Genomic DNA, 22,175 nt, shown 5'->3' with positions numbered 1-22,175 from the left:
GATGTAACTTCTACACGAATCTCACCATTCCCACTTCCATCATAACATAATGTAGGTGTTAAATCAAAATCTACTGTATTTGGTTCTATAACAGGTACACTTACAGGTACACAAGTTGTACTCGCAATATTAATTTGTACGTCGTCTATAAAATTCCCTACAGTGTTATTTCCTCCAGCTGTTGATAATGCATCAAAAGCAATTATTGTGGTTGATTGCCCTACTGGAACGGTATAACTTCCTGTATAAACTTTCCAAGCGGTGTTATTTGTTTCCATGGTTTCAACAACTCCGGCTGTGGCTAAATCACCTCCTATTTTCACTGTTGCTCTATCTAAACCACTTCTTCCTCTATGCGCTACAGACCAAGTAATTATATCTCCTGGTTGAGTACAGTATTCTTGATATAATGATGATACTCTGTTAGCATTTAGTTCTGCAAAAGAGTTTCCTTCATAAGCGGTAACACCATTAAATCCATTATGCCAAAGCTCTATTTGATTATCAGACGCAGTAGAATCCCAACCTGGTATATCATCTTCATTATAAAATCTGAATCTTGTTGTTGTTTCTGCTGGTCTTTCAAAGCTTCCATTTTGGAATAGTTTAGCTGTACAACCACATTCGTTACAATTTCTACTATCTCTAACCATTACAACATAGTCCGTAGCTCTTGGTGGCACGTTATTAAATACATTGCTACTATGCCAACTAGCACCTCCATCAATACTATATTCGTATGGAGGGATTCCTCCTGTAGCAGTAGCTGTAATAGTTCCTGTTGCAATATTACAAGTTACTTCTTGAGTTACCGATGCTGCTAAGGTTAATTCTTCTGGTTGCCCTATTGTAACATTACCTAAATCAATTACACAACTTGCCACTCCTCCATCAGCTTCCCTTATAAACACATTATATGTTCCCGCTGCTAAACCTACAACTCTATAAGGGTTATCGGCTGTCATTGACCAAGTTGCTCCACCATCTGTCGAATACTCAAAACTTCCTCCTATAACGTTATTTGCTAATATTGTGATTGACCCATTATCTGAACCATAACACTCACTATCTGTAGAGCCTACAATACTTCCTGAAAATTCATTTCCTGCATTTACCCTAACTCTAATGTCTTCTACACAACTACCTCCATAAGTTACTTCAGCGGTATATCCTCCTACCGGTACATTATTAAATACCCCCGTAGTATTTGAGTTTCCGTTTAAAGTATAAGTATATGTTCCTGCAGGAGTAGCTGTTATTGTTACGTTTCCTGTACCATCACAATTATATACCACAGAACTTGTTACATTTGGTGCTGATGGTAAACCATTTATAGTTACATTATTTAGATCTATTATACATCCACTTGCGTCTATTGCTCTTGTGTTGTATGTTCCTGCAGGGAGCCCTGTTACTGGATTATTTGCTGCTAATGTATAAGTTGCAGCTGAATTTAACTTATAATAATATGTATAATTAGGAGTACCTCCTGTTGGTGCTGTATAGGTTATAGTACCAAAGGTAGTTCCTCCAGAGGTATTACATTCTAAATCAGTTTTTGTAGCACTTCCTCCATTAAGTGGTGCTGGCTCATTTATTACTACATTAGGAATTTCATATAAACACTGATAAGAATTTTTTGATGCCCTTATATAAATGGTATAAGTTCCATCATCTAAACTATCAAAAGCACCTGTAGTGTTCCATGTAGCATTATCAATGCTATATTCTACTGCATATCCTAAATTATCTCCATTAACACTAACATTAATAGTTCCATCTGTTAAACCATTACAAGTTACATCTGTTTCTGAATGAGTAAAAGCTAATTCTGGCTCTACAGTAATTTCTACCGGGTCTGAAATTGTATAACAGTTATTATCATCAATAACAATAAATCGATATATTCCTTCACTACCAACAGGCACATTGTAGGTGTATGGGTTTGTTGCTGGTGTTAAAAACGCAGTATTAGGAATGTCTGATGGGTTTGTATATAAATCTGTTCCCTGACTCGTCCATACAGCAAAATTATAATTATTACCTGACGATGTGTCTAATGTTCCTCCACTTGCAGTTAACTGAATAATTCCGTCTGAACTTCCTGATTCGCAAGTTATATCTTTAGTTTTTAATGCTGTAAGTAATAACTCATCTGGTTCATTAATAACAATCGTTTCTGTAGCGGTACACTGAGGTGTTGTAACTCTCACTGTGTAAGCCCCACCATCTGTAACATTAAAAGTAAAATCGTTATTAGCAGTTGGACCTTCTATTCCTACTACACTTCCACCTTGTAATAATTCATATGTATAATCTCCAGAAACATTATTTACTTGAACTCTTATTTGTGCTGAATCATTAAAACACTGCATAGGTGTTGTAATGACGTCCATATCTATGTCATTTTCCTGAATATTAATAGGAGGAAAAGTATATGTACATGAAGCAGCAGACGCACTACTTACACGAATTGAAAGGTTATAGTTTCCTGCAGCTGTTAAATTTGAAAAAACATTACTATTTTGAAAAGGAGCATTATAACCTCCTGGACCTGTTAAACTGTATTGATAACCTGCTGGTATATTGTTTACTGTAATAGACCCATTGTTACCACATAAAATATCCTGTGTAATAAAGGAAGGGTTTAAAGTTGCTTTGTACACATTGAAGTAGTAACTTTTAGGGCATCTTCCATCATATAAAACATCTAATCGATATTCTCCAGCATCTGCAAAGTTTCTAGAAAATTCTCCGCTTCCTACCTCATTCCATGTACAGCCTGTATTTATATTAGGACATCCTGATTCTGTTACATCGGTACAAGAAGATTCATCCAATTTAAACCATTGTACTGTTGTAGCTGAAGAGGTATCAAATGGTAAATTAATAGTTCTAGAACCACTATCACCACATAAGTAAACTTCAGCTAACTCTTCTCCATTACTTGCACAAGTTAATACTTGGTCTGCAAATGGTTGTAATGGATTTGGTTCTGAATTATATCCTACAACATGTATGGTTTCTTCAGCATTTATACATCCTGATGCTACTGAGGCTATCTTATTAACTGTGTAAGTTCCTTCATTAGTTACATCAAAAGATGGTACTGTAGTAGTTCCTAATAAAGTACCTGAGGCATCTCTCCATTCGTATGATTCAAATCCTGCTCCAGCAGTTAATGTTATACTAGAACCACACATTACTTGTGTCGTTTCAAAAGAACATCCACTTGTATCAACTAAAAAGTTTGAAGTACCAACTATACCAAAATTACAATCATCTAATCCCGAAAAACTAGGCTCATTATTAATAACTACTCCTCCTCTAACTCCTTCGTATCTGGCAAAAGCTTGATTTCTAACTTCATTAGAACACACATCTCTTAATTGACTACAGTCTGTTACTACTTGAACGTGCATACGAATATTATAAAGGGCACCTCCCTCTAAAACCATATTATCTGGTACTGAAATCTCTAATTCAGCTCTATTATCATTAGCTGCGCTTGGTGGATCGTATGCTGTTATAGATACTCCTGGAGGTAAATCTATATCAAAACGTGTTCCATCTGGAGCAACAGAGCCATTTGGTGCTGTAGTTGTTAATAAATCTACATTTTTTGGTAATCTATCTGTAATTATTGTATTTCTTGCATGATCTGTTCCTACATTTTGAAAGCTTATGTTATAAAATAATTCATTTCCTAAACCTACAGGTGTGCCTTGTATATCATTTCCACTAGCATCTTCAATTGTTTTAATTAATTGTACTTTTGGTTCTATGATTTCAACAGCCAAGGCATTTAAAAAAGGCCAGTACACATCTCCACTAGTTGTAAATTTTACTTCTGCAGAAGTTTGTCCGTTGGTTATGACACTGTTATTAGGGTTACTTAACTGATATAAATCTGCATCGAAACCTAAGGTGTTTTCACTATCAGGGGTTCGTGATGTTACATATTGATCATACCTAGTAATACTACCATTAAAAAAATTACCACTTGGATTTGTATTAGGAGTAGATTGATTTATAAAATTACCAGCTGTATTTTTAATTTGAAATCTATCTCCATATATACTTCTATCTCCTTCTAAGGCTGCGGCTAATAATGTTGCTCTAACTGGTGCTGGGTTCGCTGGGTTTGGCCCTACAGGTACTGTTGTAAATCCAGAATATGATAAATTTACATTATTCCCATTACGTACATCTGCAAAACCATCAAAAATAGATATGTTTTTACTTGACTCTGTTTCGTTTTCATAAACTACGACCATTGTCCAACCTCCAGAACCTCCTAGACCACCTGAATAATCTCTTCCTCTTGTTGCTCTAATGTTAGCTGCTACATAAGTACCATTATGCCCTTCCGGGTTTACAGTTGCTAACCCTTGAATATCTGAAGTAATGTCTTTATAACATATATAAGCAACACCATTATCATAAATTAGCTCCCTCTTTGTAACATCACTCGCATCTGCTTCTATATCTTGATAATTTCCTCCTGGTAATTTGAATTTTATTTGATATGGATTATATCTCCTACTTTCTCGTCCCCCCCAAGTTTCGTATGGATAAACACCAGCCCAATACAATCCTGCATATACTACTCTAGAACAACTTGGTAAGTTTAACTCATCTGAACTTGATGAATCTGTAGAAGAATCCCCATCAATGTCAATATACTGCATATTAACAGTTCCGTTTGAACTAGATCCATCGTAAGGGTCTTCTGGGTCATACCCCCATTGATCAATACTTAAAACATTATTGGCTATAAACGTAATATCACCTTTAATATTAATACCTCCTGAACTTCCATCTGGCTTAACAACTCTCTGATCAAAATAAGGCGTTGATGGCGGTCTTAATGCCTTCTCTTTAGGAAGCCTTTTTATTAGTTTTTCATAACCTACCGTCTCATCTAAAACTACTTGTGATGGTTTTGATGTTGGTTTTTGTTTCTCCTGAGAAAAGCAAAAAAAGGTTTGTAATACAATTATTAGTAGGGTAATTATTCTCTTCATAATATCAATTGGGGAAATTAATTAATCAAGTTCTTTTATTTTATTATATTATTTAATTTGAATGATTGCTTTACGATCATAAAAAGCACCATTTAAATTTGTATTGTACATTTTAATCGCTTCCGATCTATCTGTTGTTTTAAATATATATATATGCATGTAGCCTGTTTTTGGATCTACAAAATAATCTGCATCTATGTCATCGTTTCTTAATTCATCTACATTTCTATCAGCTAATGCTTTCTGAGAATTTACGTATACTCGTAAATAATATCCGGGCTCAACTCCTTCGGCCTGCATCGGATAAACCCTCGCTGGTGGTTGAGTTTTTGGCTCTTCATAACTACTAAGCTCTCCTCCTAAGGTAATTTTAACTACGTACACAGGGTCTTTAGTAGTCTTATTAACCTTTATTGTAGAATTATCTTTTTTCTCATCATTCTTTTCAAATAAACGTGTTTTATCATTAAAATCGTCTACCTTTTCTTCTGCCTCCTCTTCTTTAGCAAACCTATCTATGTATACATAGTATAATTTTTTATTAGGTTCAAATACATACTTAGCTTCAATATCTAATCGGGCCCATTTATCTATCAAAGCTTCTGCATTTTCTTTACTTCTAAATTGGTCCGAAACCACATAATACATAGTTCCTCCTCCACCAGAGCGAGTTACAGTACTCTTACGCCATGGTTTATTTGATCTTCTTCTTAATGTGGTATCTTTTGTTTGAGCACTATCTTTAATAATTACTGTATTAGTATTGGTAATTACTTTAGGAGCCGGTTGATTTTTCAGTATTCGTAATACTTCATCTATCTTTTTATTTAGTATATCAATAGAATCCTGTGCTTGTTGAATCTCGTCAGATAAATCGTTATGTTCTGGGTTTTTATATTCTATTTCTTTTTTAGGTGTTCTTTCTGGAAGGTTTACTTTAATATTTCCTGTTCTCCTCTTAGGTCGTTCTCTTGTAAACCTTTTTTTACCAAAATTATAAATAAGTCCAACTTCATTTGTTGCTGCAAAACTACTTTTTTCGTAACTAAATCCTATCGCTAAATTTTCTGAAAGGTTTATTCCAACACCAGCTGAAATTCCATATGTTTTGTCATAACCAGCTTTAACCCAACCTGCTTTAGGTAAATCTACTATAGCGCTCCCTCCAAAACCAAAATCATCATTCCCTGGTTTTCTAGCGGTTGCTAGGAATCTTACATCAGCTCCTTCAAAAAGCCCTGATGCGTAAGTAAATTCATGAGAGTACATTAGATGTCCCGAAAATGTTTTTTCTCCAAAAGAGGTTGCCATCTCACTTTTTTTAAGATTAAAGTCTACTAAATTCTCGAAAAAGACACCAACATCAAACTTTCCAATAGACAACGTTACTGCTGGTTGAAAATTAACCACAGGATCATCTTGATAATTACTTAAAAAAGTATCGTCATCATCAGTTACTAGAACCTTCCCCCAGTTTAAACTTCTTCTACTATATAAAAAGTTAAATCCAAAAGTTAAATCCATCGTTTCATTTAACTGTAAACGATGTGCATAATTTGCTATAGCTCCAAAATCTTTTACCGACCCTACATCTTGTTGATATACAGCCACTCCTGCTCCAACATTTTCTCTCATTTTCCCTGAATACGTAAGCACATATAAACGGGGATTATCATCAAAATCTATGTTACTATTTCTTACTATAGCTGAAAGAGATGTTTTGTTTTCTCGTAATGCAGAAAATGTTGGCACGGTTAAAAAGCGATTAAACTTCATAAAGTTACGAGAACTGAAGCTATTATATTGCTGTTCATTACCAGATGTTTGCGCTTGTATAACAAACACATTTAATATCAATATAATAAGTAAGGTAATTTTTCTAATCATTCTAACCTTTTTAGTGTAAAACAGATATCGTTCCAGCTTTAATCAATTTGTCTTCTCTTATTATTTTATAATAAAAAACTTTTTGATTTCCTAAATCTTCTGTTGGCCAATCATTTTTGTACTCAGTTGTTTTTAAAATCTCTTTACCATTAGCATTATACAACATTACAGTTACTAGTGGTTGAAACGCATATTTGTTTGATATCTTCCATGTGTCATTTTTACCGTCTCCATTAGGAGTTAAGGTGTTGGGCACTATAATTTGATCATCTGGCTCTACAACTTCTACCGTTCTTGTTACCGAACAGGCCCCTACTTTTACTAATACTGTGTAAAAACCTAGCTCTGTTACTTCTAACTGTTCTGTTGTTGATAATGTGGTTCCTGATATACTCTCTCCTTGATACCACTCATATGACTCTCCCCCTGCTGCTGTTATAGTAGCTGAACTTCCTTCCTCCATTACCACAATCTCAGAAGGAGTAATGGTTACCGCAGAATCATCAAACATCACTACGTTTATAGGCTCTAGTTCATTATCACAACCAAAACCTGAATATTTCAACACATATTCTCCAACTTCAGTTACTATTAAGTTTTCAGGGTTAGCAGGGGTAACATCATCCGTACCATCTTTAATCCATTGATACGTATAACCTGCTACTACATTATTTATTGTATAAGTTATAGAAGACCCAGCACAAAGTGAGTTTGAAGTTGATGTGCTTCTTATTTCGGGTACTTCAGCCAACTTAACATCTAATTCATTAGACACCCCCTCTACACCATTAAAACTTACTTTTAGTGTATATGTCCCATTATCTAAATACGAATTAACTTCGTATTCGCTTACTGTTCCTCCTGTTGATACATTATTTTTATACCATTCAAAACTTAGTAAAGCTATTTGATCTGATGTTAGATCATACATATCTCCATTTTCTGCCTCTGCCTTCACCCCTACTATACTTAACTCTGTACTTCTAGTATTACATTCCTCATAGCTCGTTTCCACTCTAATGGTTGGCTCAAATGACGTTACATTTAACAATGTAAACTTTTCAGAATCAACTATATCATCACAAGCTGAACCTGTACTCTTTGTTACTCTTGCATAATATACCCCTGCTGTAGCTGCATCTATGCATAACTGATTTCTAACAGCAGTTCCCATAGTTACATCATCTCTATACCATTCTATAGTAACTTCTGAGGGGTCAGCATCATGTGTAATACACAATTCTTTTTTTTCACCAAATAAAATAATTCTTTCTAAGGCTCCAACATTCGTTACTGTAAAACCTGCTGTAGTTTGTTGTTGTAACACTACATCGTTTGACTTGGTAGTACAGGTTCCTGTATCAATTACCAAATGATACGTTCCAAACTGCCCTGTTGTTGGTGTTGTATAGGTTGAAGAATTAGATGATTGTACTAATTTATTGTCTAAGTACCAATTATAGGTTAAACCTGAACGATTTGTGTTAGCTTCAAAAGTATGTGACTCATCTCCACATATTTCTACGGTTGAAGGCCCTTTAATTTGTTTGGCTGTATTATCTAAGATAATTACATTAGATATTGTAGACTGCCTAAACCCACAAGCTCCATAATCAATTTTCACTTCATACTTTCCAGATAAAGTGACCTCTAGTTTAGGTTCCGTTGTAGTGGTAAATAATACATCATCTTTGTACCATTCGTAATTACCATTCTGATTAGTATTTAATATAAGTTCTGCTGATCCACTATCACAAAGTACAACATCATCATAATTATTTAAAACTAAAGTATCTGTTGAAAATTTATATGCTGCAAACGAATCTGAATCTGGACTGGTCATTACTGGTGAACTAGCAACCAAACGTATCTTGTAATTAGTTCCGTAAGTATTATCAGGCAATTGAAAAGTTCTAGAAAAAGTATATGAAGAATTTTCAGTAGTTACTGTACCTACATTGATCGGACTTCCCCAATTTCCATCTGCATCAGATAATTCTATCGTAAATACATTATTAGAGTTAAAATCTGAACCCGAGTATTTAAAAATCACATTAAAATCTGTAGCTGCACCATTACAAGCATTAGAAAACTGAATCTCAGGCTTAAGCAGCGTCTGAGATACAGCACTTGTTGCACAAAACAGAAGTGTCGCTAAAAGTAATAAAATGCTTTTAGTGTAATTTTTCATCTAAGGGATCCTTTAAGGGGTGTCAAATTTATAGTTTTTCTTAACAAAAACGGTATTAAAATTAACAAAATTTAACGCCGAAATATATAAAATCTATGTGTAACCCACAACTAAAGTTTAAAAACACAAAAAAACAACCAATAAAACACTACAATACAATACTTTAAAAAAAATCAACAATCTTAAACTTAACCACAAAAAAGCAACCTCGTAATATTAAAAATCCACCGTATATTTGCTATCTATTTTTTTGAATCATGACAAAGAAAATCACCATAGCCATTGACGGTTTTTCATCTACAGGAAAAAGTACTATTGCTAAACAATTAGCTAAAGAGCTTAGTTATATTTATGTTGATACTGGCGCTATGTATAGAGCTGTTACTTTATATGCCATGCAACATGATTATATTTCTGAAAATCATTTTAACTCAGAAGATTTAGTTGCTGATTTACCTAATATTTCTTTGTCTTTTACATTTAATGAAAAACTTGGTTTTGCTGAAATGTTTTTAAACGGAACCAATGTTGAAAAAGAAATTAGAAGTATTGAAGTTTCTAAATTGGTAAGCAAAGTTGCTGAAGTTTCTGAAATTAGAAAAAAGTTAGTTCGTGAGCAGCAGGAAATGGGTAAAAACAAAGGTATTGTTATGGATGGTCGTGATATTGGTACTGTAGTTTTTCCTAATGCTGAACTAAAATTATTTATGACTGCTTCTGCCGACAAACGTGCTACTCGCCGTTATAAAGAATTAATAGATCGTGGTGACAAGGTTAAGTACGAAGAAATTTTACAAAACGTACAAGAACGTGACAGAATAGATTCTACCCGAGAAGACTCTCCTTTAGTCATGGCAAACGATGCTATTGAGTTTGATAATTCTGATATGGGGCTTAAAGAACAATTTGAACGTATTATGAGTTTGGTTAATGCTAGAATTCAATAAAAACTACGTATACCATTAATTATAGTAAACCCACAAAATTCTTTGTAGGTTTCTTTTTGCTTTTTTTATGTAATGTTGTAAATTTCTTACATGGAAAATCTTCAAAAAATAATTAACGTTGCTCAAATACGAAAAGCTGACGAACATACTATTACTAAAAAAGGGATTACCTCTTTTGCTTTGATGGGACAAGCGTCTTTAGCCTTTGTAAAAACTATTGAACCTTTACTAAATCGTTCTCTAAAAATTGCTATTGTTAGTGGAGTTGGTAATAATGGAGGTGACGGATTTGCTATTGCAAGAATTTTAAAAAGTAAAAAATATATTGTACAACCTTTTCTAGTTCAATTTAAAGATACACTTAGTCCAGATTGTGATATTAATTTTCAAAAGCTTGATGATACTATCATTATAAAATCAACCAGTAAAGTTCCTGACTTCTCTGAATATGATGTGATTATTGATGCTATTTTTGGTTTTGGACTTTCCAAACCTATTACTGGTTTTATAAAACATGTTATTGAAAGCATTAATAATGCTAAAAAAACTGTATATGCTGTTGATGTTCCTTCTGGGCTGTATTGCGATAAGCTTCCTGATTCTGAAACTGTTGTACAGGCAGACCTTGCTGTAAGTTTTCAACGACCAAAATTTTCATTTTTTTTTCCTGAAAATGGAACCTTTGTAAAAAATTGGAAAACAGTTGATATTGGCTTAGATGAAGATTTTATTCAACAACAAGAAAGCAACTATTTCATTCTGAATGATAAAATCGCTGATATTTTAACTTCTAGACCGCGTCAATCACACAAAGGAAGTTACGGACACGCCTTATTAATTGCTGGTTCTTATGGAAAAATGGGAGCTGCGGTACTTTCTTCAAAAGCTTGCTTACGAAGTGGTGTAGGTCTGCTGACTAGTTACGTACCAAAATGTGGGTACCAAATTATACAATCTTCCATTCCAGAAGCAATGTGCCTAACCGATGAGAATGAAGAATTCGTGACCCAACTCCCAGAAATTTTCAAATACGACATTCTCGGGATAGGTCCTGGAATAGGTGTTAACGAAAAGACAACACTACTTGTAAAAAAGTTAGTATCGGAAAGTAATAGCCCGTTAGTTATTGATGCTGATGCTATAAATATTATTGCTCAAAACGAAGAATTAAAATCGTTACTTCCTAAAAACTCTGTCTTAACTCCACATATTAAAGAATTTGATAGATTGGTTGGAAAATCTGACACCTCAACTGAACGTTTTCAAAAGCAACTTGAGTTTTCTAAAAAATATCAATGTGTCGTAGTTTTAAAAAACGCATATACTACTATTTCTTCTCCTGAAGGAAATTTATACTTCAACACTTCTGGAAACCAAGGAATGGCAACAGGTGGTAGCGGTGATGTACTCACAGGAATTATCACAGGGTTGTTAGCACAAAATCACCCTCCATTACATTCCGCTTTATTGGGTGTATTTTTCCATGGAAAAGCAGGTGACGATGCCGCTTACAAAAAAGGACACAAAGCATTAATTGCTTCTGATATTATTGATGCTTTACGAATAGAAAAAAGTTAGTTTTCTTTAGACGTTGATTGAATTAGTATTGCTAATAGCATTACTAAACCGCACCCTAAGGCATTCAACCACAAATACGGTAGCCAATCGATGTACCAAACTGCGATAATAATTAATTGCGTAATTATCGCTGCAATAAATACTGCATTTCCTTTGACAAACTTTACAAAAAAGGCTAATAAAAAAATTCCCAACACATTTCCGTAAAAAATAGAACCAATAATATTTACGAGCTGAATTAAATTATCAAATAAATCTGCTATACAGGCGACTAAAATTGCCAAAATCCCCCAACCTAGGGTAAACCATTTTGACATTTTTACATAATGCTCTTCGCTATATTCTATTTTAGTATTTCGTTTGTATAAATCAATAGCTGTTGTACCTCCTAAAGCGTTTAATTCAGATGCTGTAGAAGACATGGCAGCTGATAAAATTACCGCTAACAACAAACCTATTAATCCTTTGGGTAAATTATTCAGGATAAAGTGAATAAACACATAATCTTTATCATTTGTTTCTACCAATGGATCTACTTTTGAAATAATAGTCTTTGCTTCTTCTTTTAGCACCTTATCTTGTTCATTAAACTCTTGAATCTGTGCTACATTCTCAGGTGTTAATCCTTCAAAGATCAATGCTTTCTTTCTTCCTTCAATAAAACGATGTTGTTCTTCTAGTTTAACATACTGCTCTATTGTTTCAAGGTTAGAATTTGCTATTGCTTCTCCAGCTTTTGGGTTGAAATTTATAGGAGACGGATTAAACTGATAAAATACAAACACCATCACTCCTACTAACAGAATAAAAAACTGCATCGGTACTTTTAACAGCCCATTAAAAATCAATCCTAATTGACTTTCTCTTAATGATTTTCCTGATAAGTATCGCTGTACTTGGCTTTGGTCTGTTCCAAAATACGATAACATTAAAAATGTCCCTCCTAAAATACCTGTCCAAACCGTGTAACGGTTATTCAAATCCCAAGAAAAATCAAGCACTTTCATTTTATCGGAAGCTCCTGCAATTTCTAGTGCTTTGGTAAATGTAATATCGTCGGGTAAGTATTGTAATATCAAGTAAAAAGCTACAAACATTCCTGCGAAAATTACAGCCATTTGTTGTTTTTGTGTAACACTTACTGCCTTTGTTCCTCCAGAAACAGTATAAATAATTACCAAAACCCCAATGATGATATTCAAAGTAATTAAATCCCAACCCAAAACAGCAGACAAAATAATAGCGGGCGCAAAAATGGTGATTCCTGCTGCTAATCCGCGTTGAATTAAAAACAGAATTGCTGTCAAGGTTCGAGTTTTTTGATCAAACCTTCCTTCTAAATATTCGTAGGCTGTGTAAACTTTTAATCGATGATAAATAGGAATAAACACCAAACAGATAATTACCATGGCTATTGGCAACCCGAAGTAAAACTGTACAAAGCCCATTCCGCTATGGAACGCTTGTCCTGGAGTAGATAAAAAAGTAATAGCACTGGCTTGTGTTGCCATAACTGACAAACCAATCGTCCACCATTTACTTTCGTTTCCCCCTTTTATATAGTCTTCAACATTTTTACTTCCTCTGGTTTTCCAAGCTCCATATAAAACAATAAACAATAAGGTTACCGAAAGAACAATCCAATCTATTAGTTGCATGGTTTATTTTGTATATATGTTAGTGATTATGTAAAATAACACGATGTATACTAAATTAGCCACTAAGACTAATGTATACTCTTTTTTCCATATATACTTTTTATCCATACTTTGTTTTTTATTAGTTGATTATTCTTTTGGTTTTTCGTAAAAACTATTGGCTAATGATGCTTCACTTAACAAAGGCATTTTAAACTGAATTGGTTCTCTTCCTGGTTCTGTTGGTTGCCCGTTTTCATCTTTAGCATACCAAGTTATGGATTTTGGTAATAACAAACCGTTAACATTTTCCCAATCGTTATATTTTATAATTTTATAAGCATCAGTTGGTTCTTTGCTAAAATAAGTAACCGTATACCCTAACCATGCCATTTGTTTTGTTTCTGGATGGTAAAATATAAAATAATTATCATCTGGTGAAGTTCCTACGTTGGCTTTGTATGAAATTTTTATTCCTGGATAGCTAACTCCTTCAAAAGTCAGCGGTTTTGTTTCTGAATACACAATGCCATCATCAGCTAATACAAAAGGCATTGCATAAAAATAAAAATATAGATTGTAATAAAACTCAGGGTTTCCTTTAAACGCTGTTGAATCTTGTTGCTGTAACCACACTTCTTTTCCATCAAACCCTAAAGAATATTCTGGTGAATTCACTACTGTTTTTCGTGAATGCAAATCCGTAGTATGTTCTTCATTTTTTAATGTGAATGACAATGTTTTCATTTTTTTCCATTGTTCAATCCCTCCATGTTTTTCAAGAACTTCTTCTAATGCTTTCGGATATTTTAATATTGCTACCTCTTCATTTTTAATTGCTTCCTTTTTAACTTCTTTTTTGCATGCTCCTGAAACAAGAGTTATAGCGATTAGTAGTACTATTTTTTTCATGATAATTGATTTGTTCTAATTGGTCGAAACTACCATTAGAAATTACAGTAAAAATAAAAAACTCTCTAAATATATATTAGAGAGTTTTATGTTAACTATAAAAATTGAATGAATTATTCATCCGTTAAGGCTTCCATAAAAGCTACTAGGTCTTTAATTTCTTTTTCTGACAAATTCAATTTATCTGATGGTAACGTTTGATTTGGTACTTTATATCCTAATCCTTGTCCACCACCTTTATTATAAAAATCAACTACTTGTTCTAAGGTTTCATACACCCCATTATGCATATAGGGAGCCGTTTTGGATATGTTACGAACGGTAGAAGTTTTGAAAAAGTATTTTCGTTCTTCAGTTTTAAATATATCATAAGCTCCTAAATCATCATCTAACCCTGTTTCTTTCATATTTGGAACTCCAATAGATTCTACTTCTGTTTCCGTAAAATTAGGTGGAACTGTTCCGTTAAATACAGGTGGAAAGTGACAAGTGGCACATTTTGCTTTCCCCATAAAAAGATTAAATCCGTTGATTTCAGAAGTTGTTAAAGTGTTTTCTTTATTGTTTATGTTTTTATCAAACTTAGAACTAAAATCGCCTAAACTTCTAATATAATTTGCTATTGCATTTCGGATGTTAAAATCAGTTACTTTTCCATATAGATTAGCAAACGACTTTGTATATACACTGTCATTTTTTACAGTTTCTGTCAAGTTTTCTAAATTGGTATGAAACTCATTCTTGTTTTCAACAACTCCCACAATCTGACCTTCTAAACTACCTGCTCTTCCATCGTGAAAAAAGGTTTGTTGATAAGCAGCATACGATAAGGTTGGTGTATTTCTTTTTTGTTTTGGAAAAGTTGCTAACCCATCTGTAAAAGCCTTATCTTTAATATGACAAGTAGCACAGCTCATCACACCTTCTTTTGATAAATTCTTATCATTAAATAGTTTTCTTCCTAAAGCTATTTTTTCATTAGACATTGCCTTTTCTAACTGATGATAATCGTTAAAGAAATCAATATTAAATGTTTCTTTAGAAAATAATGAAGTAATGTTATTATTGAACGCCATAGTTAAAGGGAACTCTACTTTCCAATCTTTTGAGGTTTTTGCCAACAGCTCCAATTGTTTATGTGTGTGATTTTTTATAAAATCATAGCGATTAAACGACTCAAAATTGCCTTCTTGTAACATTTTTTGAGCTGTCTGCAACTCATTTACAAAATCAGTATACAATTTATCTTTTGAAAACTCACTTTTATAAGTACCTATAATAAAAAGTAAGGTTTCGTAGTTTGTTTTTGCTTCTAATAAAGATTGCTCTAACACTGGTGAATCAAAACCTGTTATTCCTACCAAAGCTATACGGGCAATTTGATCGCGCAACAGCCATAAAACATGGTGTTTTTTTAAATACAACGTGTTATTTGCCGCTATTAGTTTAAGCCTACTTACTGTCTTTTTTATAATGCTCTCTACCTCTGCAACGTCAACTTCATCCTCATTTAATAACTCTTCAATAACTTGAAACCCAAAAGGGGCTCTTATTTTAATATCCGTAGCATCCTCCTCTTCAATCTTTAAAATATTAGGAGCATTTAGACTCTTGTAGTTTTCTTTATCAGCAAAAGCTAATATAGGTTCTATCAACTTAAATTCCCTTCTCGCTAACTTATACTTATTGAGCTTTTCGGAAACCTCATCAACAACATTAATTTCTTCTAAACTTGAAATGCAGTCATCAAGACGCTTTGAATAATATTCTTGAACTTTTGCTACCAAAGCTTGATTATCTAGCTTTGAATAGCTTGTTGTTTTTTCTTGTTTACAACCAATTATAGATACCAGAAAAAGACACATGATAACATGTGCCTTTTTTATTTTTTGAAAATTGTTTGTCATTATCTATCTAATCCTTGAACTACATATAATTGACTTCCTTCTTTTCTTGTTTCTGCTGCATCGTTTGCCATAGGGTCAGTAAATGCTCCTCCATCAGCAGGTTCCCAGCCATGATTTTGAGTAATTAATAAAAATGTATTGCTTACTCCTATAGTTTCAGAAACATCAATCATACCAGTAATTTCCCATGCCTTATCTTGATAAGATGCTCCATAACCTTGGGTAGAAGCTGCAACCTGATCGCACTCTAATACCTTCTTTAACTCTCCTGTTTTCAAGTTGTATTGATATAAGCTAGCTGCGTGATTCTTTTCACCATCAAAATATCCGTTTGGATCTTCTTGAATATACGCATAGTTTTCTGTAACTACGATATTATCTGGACTATGGAAAGCTTTTGCTTTACCATCTAATTTATCTCCATCTAAAACACAGGTAATTTTTGCTGCTCCAGTAGGATCATTTTCATTTAACTCTACTTTATATACACGCCCATAGATAGTTCCTTTTCCTACTAAACCGTCTTTTTTACGACCTGTTACACAAAAATAAATTTCACGATTGTTTTTAGCAGAACCTCTTCTCCAATCAATATCTTCTAAACGAGAGAATCCCATCACTCCTTTTTCTTTAGCCTCTGCATCTAATAAATCGATATTCTTTTCGGTTAACTCAACAAAAGAAGCATTATAAGTTGTACCTTCTTTCATATCTACCTCATAAGTAATCCCTTCATCAGTTACCTTTAAACCATATAATTTACCACCTTCTAAATCTCCTCTATCACCTACATACATTCCTAATTGACCTGAAGGTACTTCATTATCTGAATGATCATCTCCAATAAATACAACTGTTTTATCTGCGTACGCATCTTTACCAATTGCCACTGCATTTTCTGTAGACCATTGTCCCATAGCTGTTAACATTTTTGGAGTACTTGCTGCTGAAACATTTTTTAAAGGATCAGTTGCAAAAACCCCTTTAGAAGCTCCTCCCCATTCTCCACCAGATAAATATAATGGACCAAAACCGTGTTCTGCCTCTGTAATTAATGAACCTGAGCACTGTGCTGTACTAGCAGTAGCATTTGCATTTAAAATATATTCACCATGTACAGGCTTAAAAGTTTTATCTAATTTAATACGAGCAATTGAATAATCTGCCTCAATATTATTTATTAAAGTATAAGTTCCATCTGAATTTCTCATTAACCCAGCTCCATCTGCCATAGAACCGTATACAAAGTTTGGTGTATCTTCTAACTTATCTTCAGAAGACAATAAAGGAAAAATGTTTACTCCAGAAAACTCTGATTCTAATTTTAAAAAGTTTGGAGTTTTTGAATGTGCTTTTAATTCAATTGAATCTCCGTGACTAGGTGTACTATCAGAATCGCAAGATGTTAAAGCTATAGCTCCGCAAACGCCTAAGAACCCTAATTTAAGTAAGTTTTTCATTATTATGTTAATTTTTGTGTTATGTCCGCAAATCAACAACACTTACTTTAAGAAGCTCTTAGCTGTAGTTTAAATCTAGCTCACTAAAAGGTTACCAACTTTAACTAAACTTAAACAACTATTTTTATTCCCACCTCTAAACACTTGTTATTAAAACACAGCACTTAACTATTTATTAACTTACTTAACTCGTTTATTTTCTGACTATATAGCTTTTTTCTAATAAAAAAAGAGCGCCTTAAAAGACACTCTCAGTTTGAATATTTTACTTTGGTTAGAGTAAAAATCATTTTGTTTTTCTTTTTCTTCATAGAACTTTCCCTACGACGTGATATAATTCCCCATTTTATATCTTAACCTTATTGAAGGTCTAAATTTTAACCGAGACAAAAATAAGTCGTCTAATTTTCTTTTTGGTAAGTCAGTGACTTACTTTTAGTAAGTCACTGACTTACTTTTTCACCAAAATGAGGTAAAAAAGACCTCAAAAGCCAAAAATTTCGTTAAAACAGAAATTATTTAAAATTTTATATATTTGTTTTTTATGAAAAAAATGAATTTACATATAACACAAGAGCTTGTAAGCTCAACATGTGGTTTTCGTGGGAATCCTGATGAAGGAATCTTTCGAAACCGGACGTTGTATGTTAATTATAATGAAAACTCAGATATGATTTGATTATAAAAACTAATGATATATAAAGCGTCCAATTAATTTTGGGCGCTTTTTTTATATTTTTTTGAAAAATGGAATTTTAATTTAAACATACTAAAAACTCTTAATTGAACTCTAAGCTACTAACGTACAAAACGTTACAAAAACACTACTTATCTGGATATTATCCGGACAGTCCTTCTTTACCCCAACAACAATATAATCAACTGATTTACAATAACTTAAATCTAAAAAACACTTGTTTTATTGTAAAAATTTCGTATATTTGTACCATACTTATTAAGATACACTTAATTGGTATTATTAATAAATAAAAATTTAAAACTATGGTATTAACTAACATAAACAGAAGTATCTGCTTAGCTTATAGAAAAGGAGCTGGTTACGGAACAAAAAAAGACAAGGATGTTTATTGTGGAGCAAAATATTTAATGAGGAATTAGCAATTATTCTACACTTATATATAACACAAAAGCGTCTTTTTAAAAAAGACGCTTTTTTTATTAAAAAACACATTTTTAACAAGTTAAAACTTGTATAATTCGTTTTTTTTCATTATATTAAGAAGACAAAATAAATGCTATGAAAACATTAAAATTGCACATACTAAATGAAAAAGGACGTTTACTCATTCAACAAGAACGCTTACTAAAATCATCTTCATTATATATAATGTTGTCACTATTTTAGAATTAAAAATCAACTAGCGTTCATTTCAAAATTGCAAACGCTTCCTTTATGACAAAGTAGAATTCCCTGAAGTCTGTTGTACTCAATAGGCCTTAGTAGTAACGCATCTTCATGAATTGATGTTTCAATCAATTTAATTCTACCTACTGCCCAAACACTTGGGTTAGATGACTATTGCCTCATTTAAAAAATGATGTAATACACACGAAAATTTATTTCGATGCTATACGAGCCGCACATGCGGCTAGGAAAACTATTGTCAAAATTTAAAAATTGAAATTATGAGAACTTTAAAATTTACACTACTAATAAGCATGTTATTTTTGTTAACTACAAGTTGTACAGACTTAACAGAAGATATTGTACCGAACAACACTGTTAACCAAACAGAATTAGTTTCAAACACTAATGTACCTACCGATGGTACCGGCGATGACGGTACTGGGGGAACTACCGACCTTGATACAGGTGGCGGTGATGGTAATGGTGATGGAACCAAAGGAAATTAATCTTTATAGGCTTTTAACAAATTTGTTAAAAGCTTTTTTTAGTTTTGTATAAAATCAACAATCTTGAATTATTTTAAAAAAAACTTTTTTTTATTTATCATTCTCTTTTCAACAGATTCTTATTGTTTCTCTTTTCCCTTACAAGAAATAAAACAAAATGACAGTATCAAGCTATGGATTAAACAAGCCAAAAGTAAAAAGCTAGATACAGTTTCCAAAAAGCAATTACTTCTTAAATCTTATAATTACATTAAAAATTATAGCAAAAAAGCGCCTTTAGAACTTAGCTCTATCGCTTATGAGTTTTATAAGTTAAAGGATACTCTACATTTTTTTAAAATTAACAAAGAAGCATTACAACTTGCTACTGAAACTCATCATATCTATGCTATTGGTGATGCTCATTGGAATTATGCCACTTATTATGTAAAGTTAGAAATTTATGAGAAAGGATATTATCATTTTGACAAAGCCTATCAAAGTTTTATAAAAGAAGGTTATAAAGATGAAGCTTCACAAATACTACAAGGAATGTCTAGAATTAAAGGAAAGTATAAAGACTATACTGGAGCCGAAATTTTAAACATTGAAGCTATAAAACTATTTAAAGAATTAGAAAATTACAAACGTTTACATACGTCATATAATCACTTAGGTCACTTACAATTAGATATTAAAGAATATGATAAGGCATTAAACTATTATAATAAAGCTATTGAAAATTATGAAAAAAGTAATAAACGAAAATACATAGCGATATATAACAATATTGGCAACGTATACAGAGAGGCTAAAAACTATAAAAAAGCACTTTATTATTATAATGTTGAATTAAAAAATGACTTAACTCCTATTCAATATTCTATAGTCATAGATAACAGAGCTTACTGTAAACTTTTGATGAATGATACAAAAGACATTAAGGAAGATTTTTTCAGAAGCTTATCTATAAAAGATAGCCTAAAAAGTAAAGGAGATATTTTAACTTCAAAAATACATATTTCAGATTATTATAAACATCTAAAAGATACTACTAATGCTTTAAAATATGCTAAAGAAGCCAACCTATTAGCCAAAGAACTAAAAAATGGAGGCTACTACCTAACCTCTTTAAAACAGCTTGCCAATTTAGACACACAAAATTCTAAAAAATACTTAGATCGCTACATAGAGTTTAACGATAGTTTAATTAGTGCTGAACGTAGAATACAAAATAAGTTTACACGTATTGAGTTTGAAACAGATGAATACATTGAAGAAACCGAGCGATTAAGTCAACAACGTATATGGATTATAGTAACTAGTTTTGCTGGTCTACTAGTTCTTAGCTTACTATATTTTTTACGTGTACAAAAAGTAAGAAATGAAAAATTAAAACTAGAAGCGGAACAACAAAAAGCTAATGAAGAAGTGTATGTATTAACACTACAACAACAAGCCAAATTAGAAGAAGAACGTGTTAACGAACGTAACCGTATCTCAGCAGAACTTCATGATGGTGTTTTAGGAAAACTTTTCGGTACTCGAGTAAATCTTGGCTTTTTAGCTATGCAAATGAAGCCTGAAACTCAAGAAAAACACCAAGCTTTTTTAGATGAGTTACAAGAGATAGAAAAGGAAATCAGAGATGTTTCTCATAGGTTAAGCGATAATTTTGATAGTTCAAATATTAACTTTACAACTATCTTAACCCAACTTTTAAAAGATAGAAGTACTATTGGTAATTTTTCTTATAAGTTTAACTTTGATAAAACCATTCCATGGAACGAAATTAACGAGGTTACTAAAGCTAACGTATACCGCATCATTCAAGAGGCTTTACAAAACATTATTAAGCATGCTAAGGCAAAAAATGTTACCTTAGACGCTTCTTTTAAGAGAGAAGAGCTTATTATTTCGTTAAAAGACGACGGAATTGGTTTTAATGCCGAGAAAAAGAAAAAGGGAATTGGAATAAAAAATATTACAGCAAGGGTACAAAAATTAGGTGGTACTTTAGAGTTTATTTCTAAAGAAAACCAAGGAACTACACTTGTTATTATAACCCCTTTTAATACTAAAAATGGAAAGTAAAAAGTATAACGCTTTAATAATTGACGATCATCCTTTAATATCAGAAGCTTATAAAAGTGCTTTTGCCTATATCGAAAGTCAAAATGAAAATATTTCTTTTCATATTCAAATAGCAAATAACTGTGGTGCTGCCGATGAAATTATAGAAACGTATTCTTCTTCTAATCGATCTATTGAAATTATTTTTTTAGATATTAGTTTACCTCCTCTAGAAGAAAAAGGTATTTTATCTGGCGAGGATTTAGGTTTGATTATAAACGAAAAACTTCCTGAGTCTAAAATTATTATCTCCACTACTTTTAACGATAATTACCGAGTACATAGTATTTTAAAAAACGTAAATCCTGATGGGTTCTTAGTTAAAAATGACATTACCCCGGTAGAATTAGTTCATGCTATTGAAGAAGTACTTAACGACCCTCCTTACTACAGCAAAACGGTAATGAAAATGCTGAGAAATCAAGTGTCCAATGAGTATTTTTTAGATGATTTGGATAGAAAGATTTTGTATGAACTATCTATTGGTAATCGTGTAAATAAACTACCTAACATCCTACCCTTATCTTTAGCTGCAGTACAAAAAAGAAAACGACAAATGGCTAAAATATTTGAGGTTGATAATTCTGATGATCGTGATTTGATTTTAATAGCAAAAGAAAAAGGATTCTTATAAGAATCCCT

The 22,175-nt window shown here is 32.6% G+C and carries 12 protein-coding genes and 1 pseudogene; 6 read left to right on the top strand and 7 right to left on the bottom strand.

The window, feature by feature from the left end; all coding sequences use genetic code 11:
• The 3 genes and pseudogenes from ABHQ57_RS12645 to ABHQ57_RS12635 all read right to left on the bottom strand — a co-directional run.
• Window positions 1-5,027: pseudogene (locus ABHQ57_RS12645) on the bottom strand (hypothetical protein); the annotation flags it as partial.
• Between the two features lie 48 nt (window positions 5,028-5,075).
• Window positions 5,076-6,914: a PorP/SprF family type IX secretion system membrane protein gene (locus tag ABHQ57_RS12640; protein ID WP_073183077.1), complete on the bottom strand. Its 1,839-nt coding sequence runs from the start codon at window positions 6,912-6,914 to the stop codon at window positions 5,076-5,078.
• Between the two features lie 10 nt (window positions 6,915-6,924).
• Window positions 6,925-9,105 (bottom strand): gliding motility-associated C-terminal domain-containing protein, encoded by a 2,181-nt coding sequence (locus ABHQ57_RS12635; RefSeq protein ID WP_389863865.1) that lies wholly within the window; start codon window positions 9,103-9,105, stop codon window positions 6,925-6,927.
• Window positions 9,106-9,362: 257 nt separating this feature from the next.
• Here ABHQ57_RS12635 and cmk point away from each other — a divergent pair, with 257 nt between their 5' ends.
• On the top strand, window positions 9,363-10,052 hold the full coding sequence (gene cmk, locus ABHQ57_RS12630; RefSeq protein ID WP_389863863.1) for a (d)CMP kinase: 690 nt from the start codon (window positions 9,363-9,365) through the stop codon (window positions 10,050-10,052).
• Window positions 10,053-10,142: 90 nt separating this feature from the next.
• Window positions 10,143-11,630 carry an NAD(P)H-hydrate dehydratase gene (locus tag ABHQ57_RS12625; protein ID WP_389863861.1) on the top strand — a complete coding sequence of 496 codons (1,488 nt, stop codon included), beginning with the start codon at window positions 10,143-10,145 and terminating at the stop codon, window positions 11,628-11,630.
• On the opposite strand, the gene ABHQ57_RS12620 is transcribed toward ABHQ57_RS12625, so the two are convergent.
• The 4 genes from ABHQ57_RS12620 to ABHQ57_RS12605 all read right to left on the bottom strand — a co-directional run bounded on the left by ABHQ57_RS12620 (window position 11,627) and on the right by ABHQ57_RS12605 (window position 17,546).
• Window positions 11,627-13,288 (bottom strand): sodium:solute symporter, encoded by a 1,662-nt coding sequence (locus tag ABHQ57_RS12620; RefSeq protein ID WP_125067191.1) that lies wholly within the window; start codon window positions 13,286-13,288, stop codon window positions 11,627-11,629. The two genes, ABHQ57_RS12625 and ABHQ57_RS12620, sit on opposite strands and share 4 nt — an antisense overlap.
• Before the next feature lie 129 nt (window positions 13,289-13,417).
• Window positions 13,418-14,179, bottom strand: coding sequence for a DUF6503 family protein (locus tag ABHQ57_RS12615; RefSeq protein ID WP_167713996.1), 762 nt, complete (start codon window positions 14,177-14,179; stop codon window positions 13,418-13,420).
• A 113-nt stretch (window positions 14,180-14,292) separates the two neighbouring features.
• Entirely contained in the window at window positions 14,293-16,044 is a 1,752-nt protein-coding gene (locus ABHQ57_RS12610; RefSeq protein WP_389863858.1) for a cytochrome-c peroxidase, read from the bottom strand.
• A gap of 41 nt (window positions 16,045-16,085) precedes the next feature.
• Complete coding sequence (locus ABHQ57_RS12605) at window positions 16,086-17,546, bottom strand: alkaline phosphatase PhoX (protein ID WP_389863856.1); 1,461 nt, start codon at window positions 17,544-17,546, stop codon at window positions 16,086-16,088.
• 553 nt (window positions 17,547-18,099) lie between these two features.
• Between ABHQ57_RS12605 and ABHQ57_RS12600 the strand changes: the two genes are divergently transcribed.
• From ABHQ57_RS12600 to ABHQ57_RS12585, 4 genes are all read left to right on the top strand, one after another.
• On the top strand, window positions 18,100-18,225 hold the full coding sequence (locus ABHQ57_RS12600) for a hypothetical protein (protein ID WP_389863854.1): 126 nt from the start codon (window positions 18,100-18,102) through the stop codon (window positions 18,223-18,225).
• A 968-nt stretch (window positions 18,226-19,193) separates the two neighbouring features.
• The gene (locus tag ABHQ57_RS12595) at window positions 19,194-19,421 is read left to right on the top strand and encodes a hypothetical protein (protein WP_389863852.1); all 228 of its coding nucleotides are present in this window, start codon (window positions 19,194-19,196) and stop codon (window positions 19,419-19,421) included.
• A 63-nt stretch (window positions 19,422-19,484) separates the two neighbouring features.
• Window positions 19,485-21,494, top strand: a complete 2,010-nt coding sequence (locus ABHQ57_RS12590) for a tetratricopeptide repeat protein (RefSeq protein WP_389863850.1) — start codon at window positions 19,485-19,487, stop codon at window positions 21,492-21,494.
• The gene (locus ABHQ57_RS12585) at window positions 21,484-22,167 is read left to right on the top strand and encodes a response regulator transcription factor (protein ID WP_047789727.1); all 684 of its coding nucleotides are present in this window, start codon (window positions 21,484-21,486) and stop codon (window positions 22,165-22,167) included. The genes ABHQ57_RS12590 and ABHQ57_RS12585 overlap by 11 nt, the downstream gene beginning before the upstream one ends.
• The last annotated feature ends 8 nt before the right edge of the window (window positions 22,168-22,175 follow it).

Origin of the sequence: Tenacibaculum sp. ZH5_bin.1 (genome assembly GCF_042865525.1) — a bacterium.
GTDB lineage: Bacteria > Bacteroidota > Bacteroidia > Flavobacteriales > Flavobacteriaceae > Polaribacter > Polaribacter mesophilus.
Note: the sequence above shows the minus strand (reverse complement) of the source record. Positions and strands in the feature narration are given on the sequence as shown.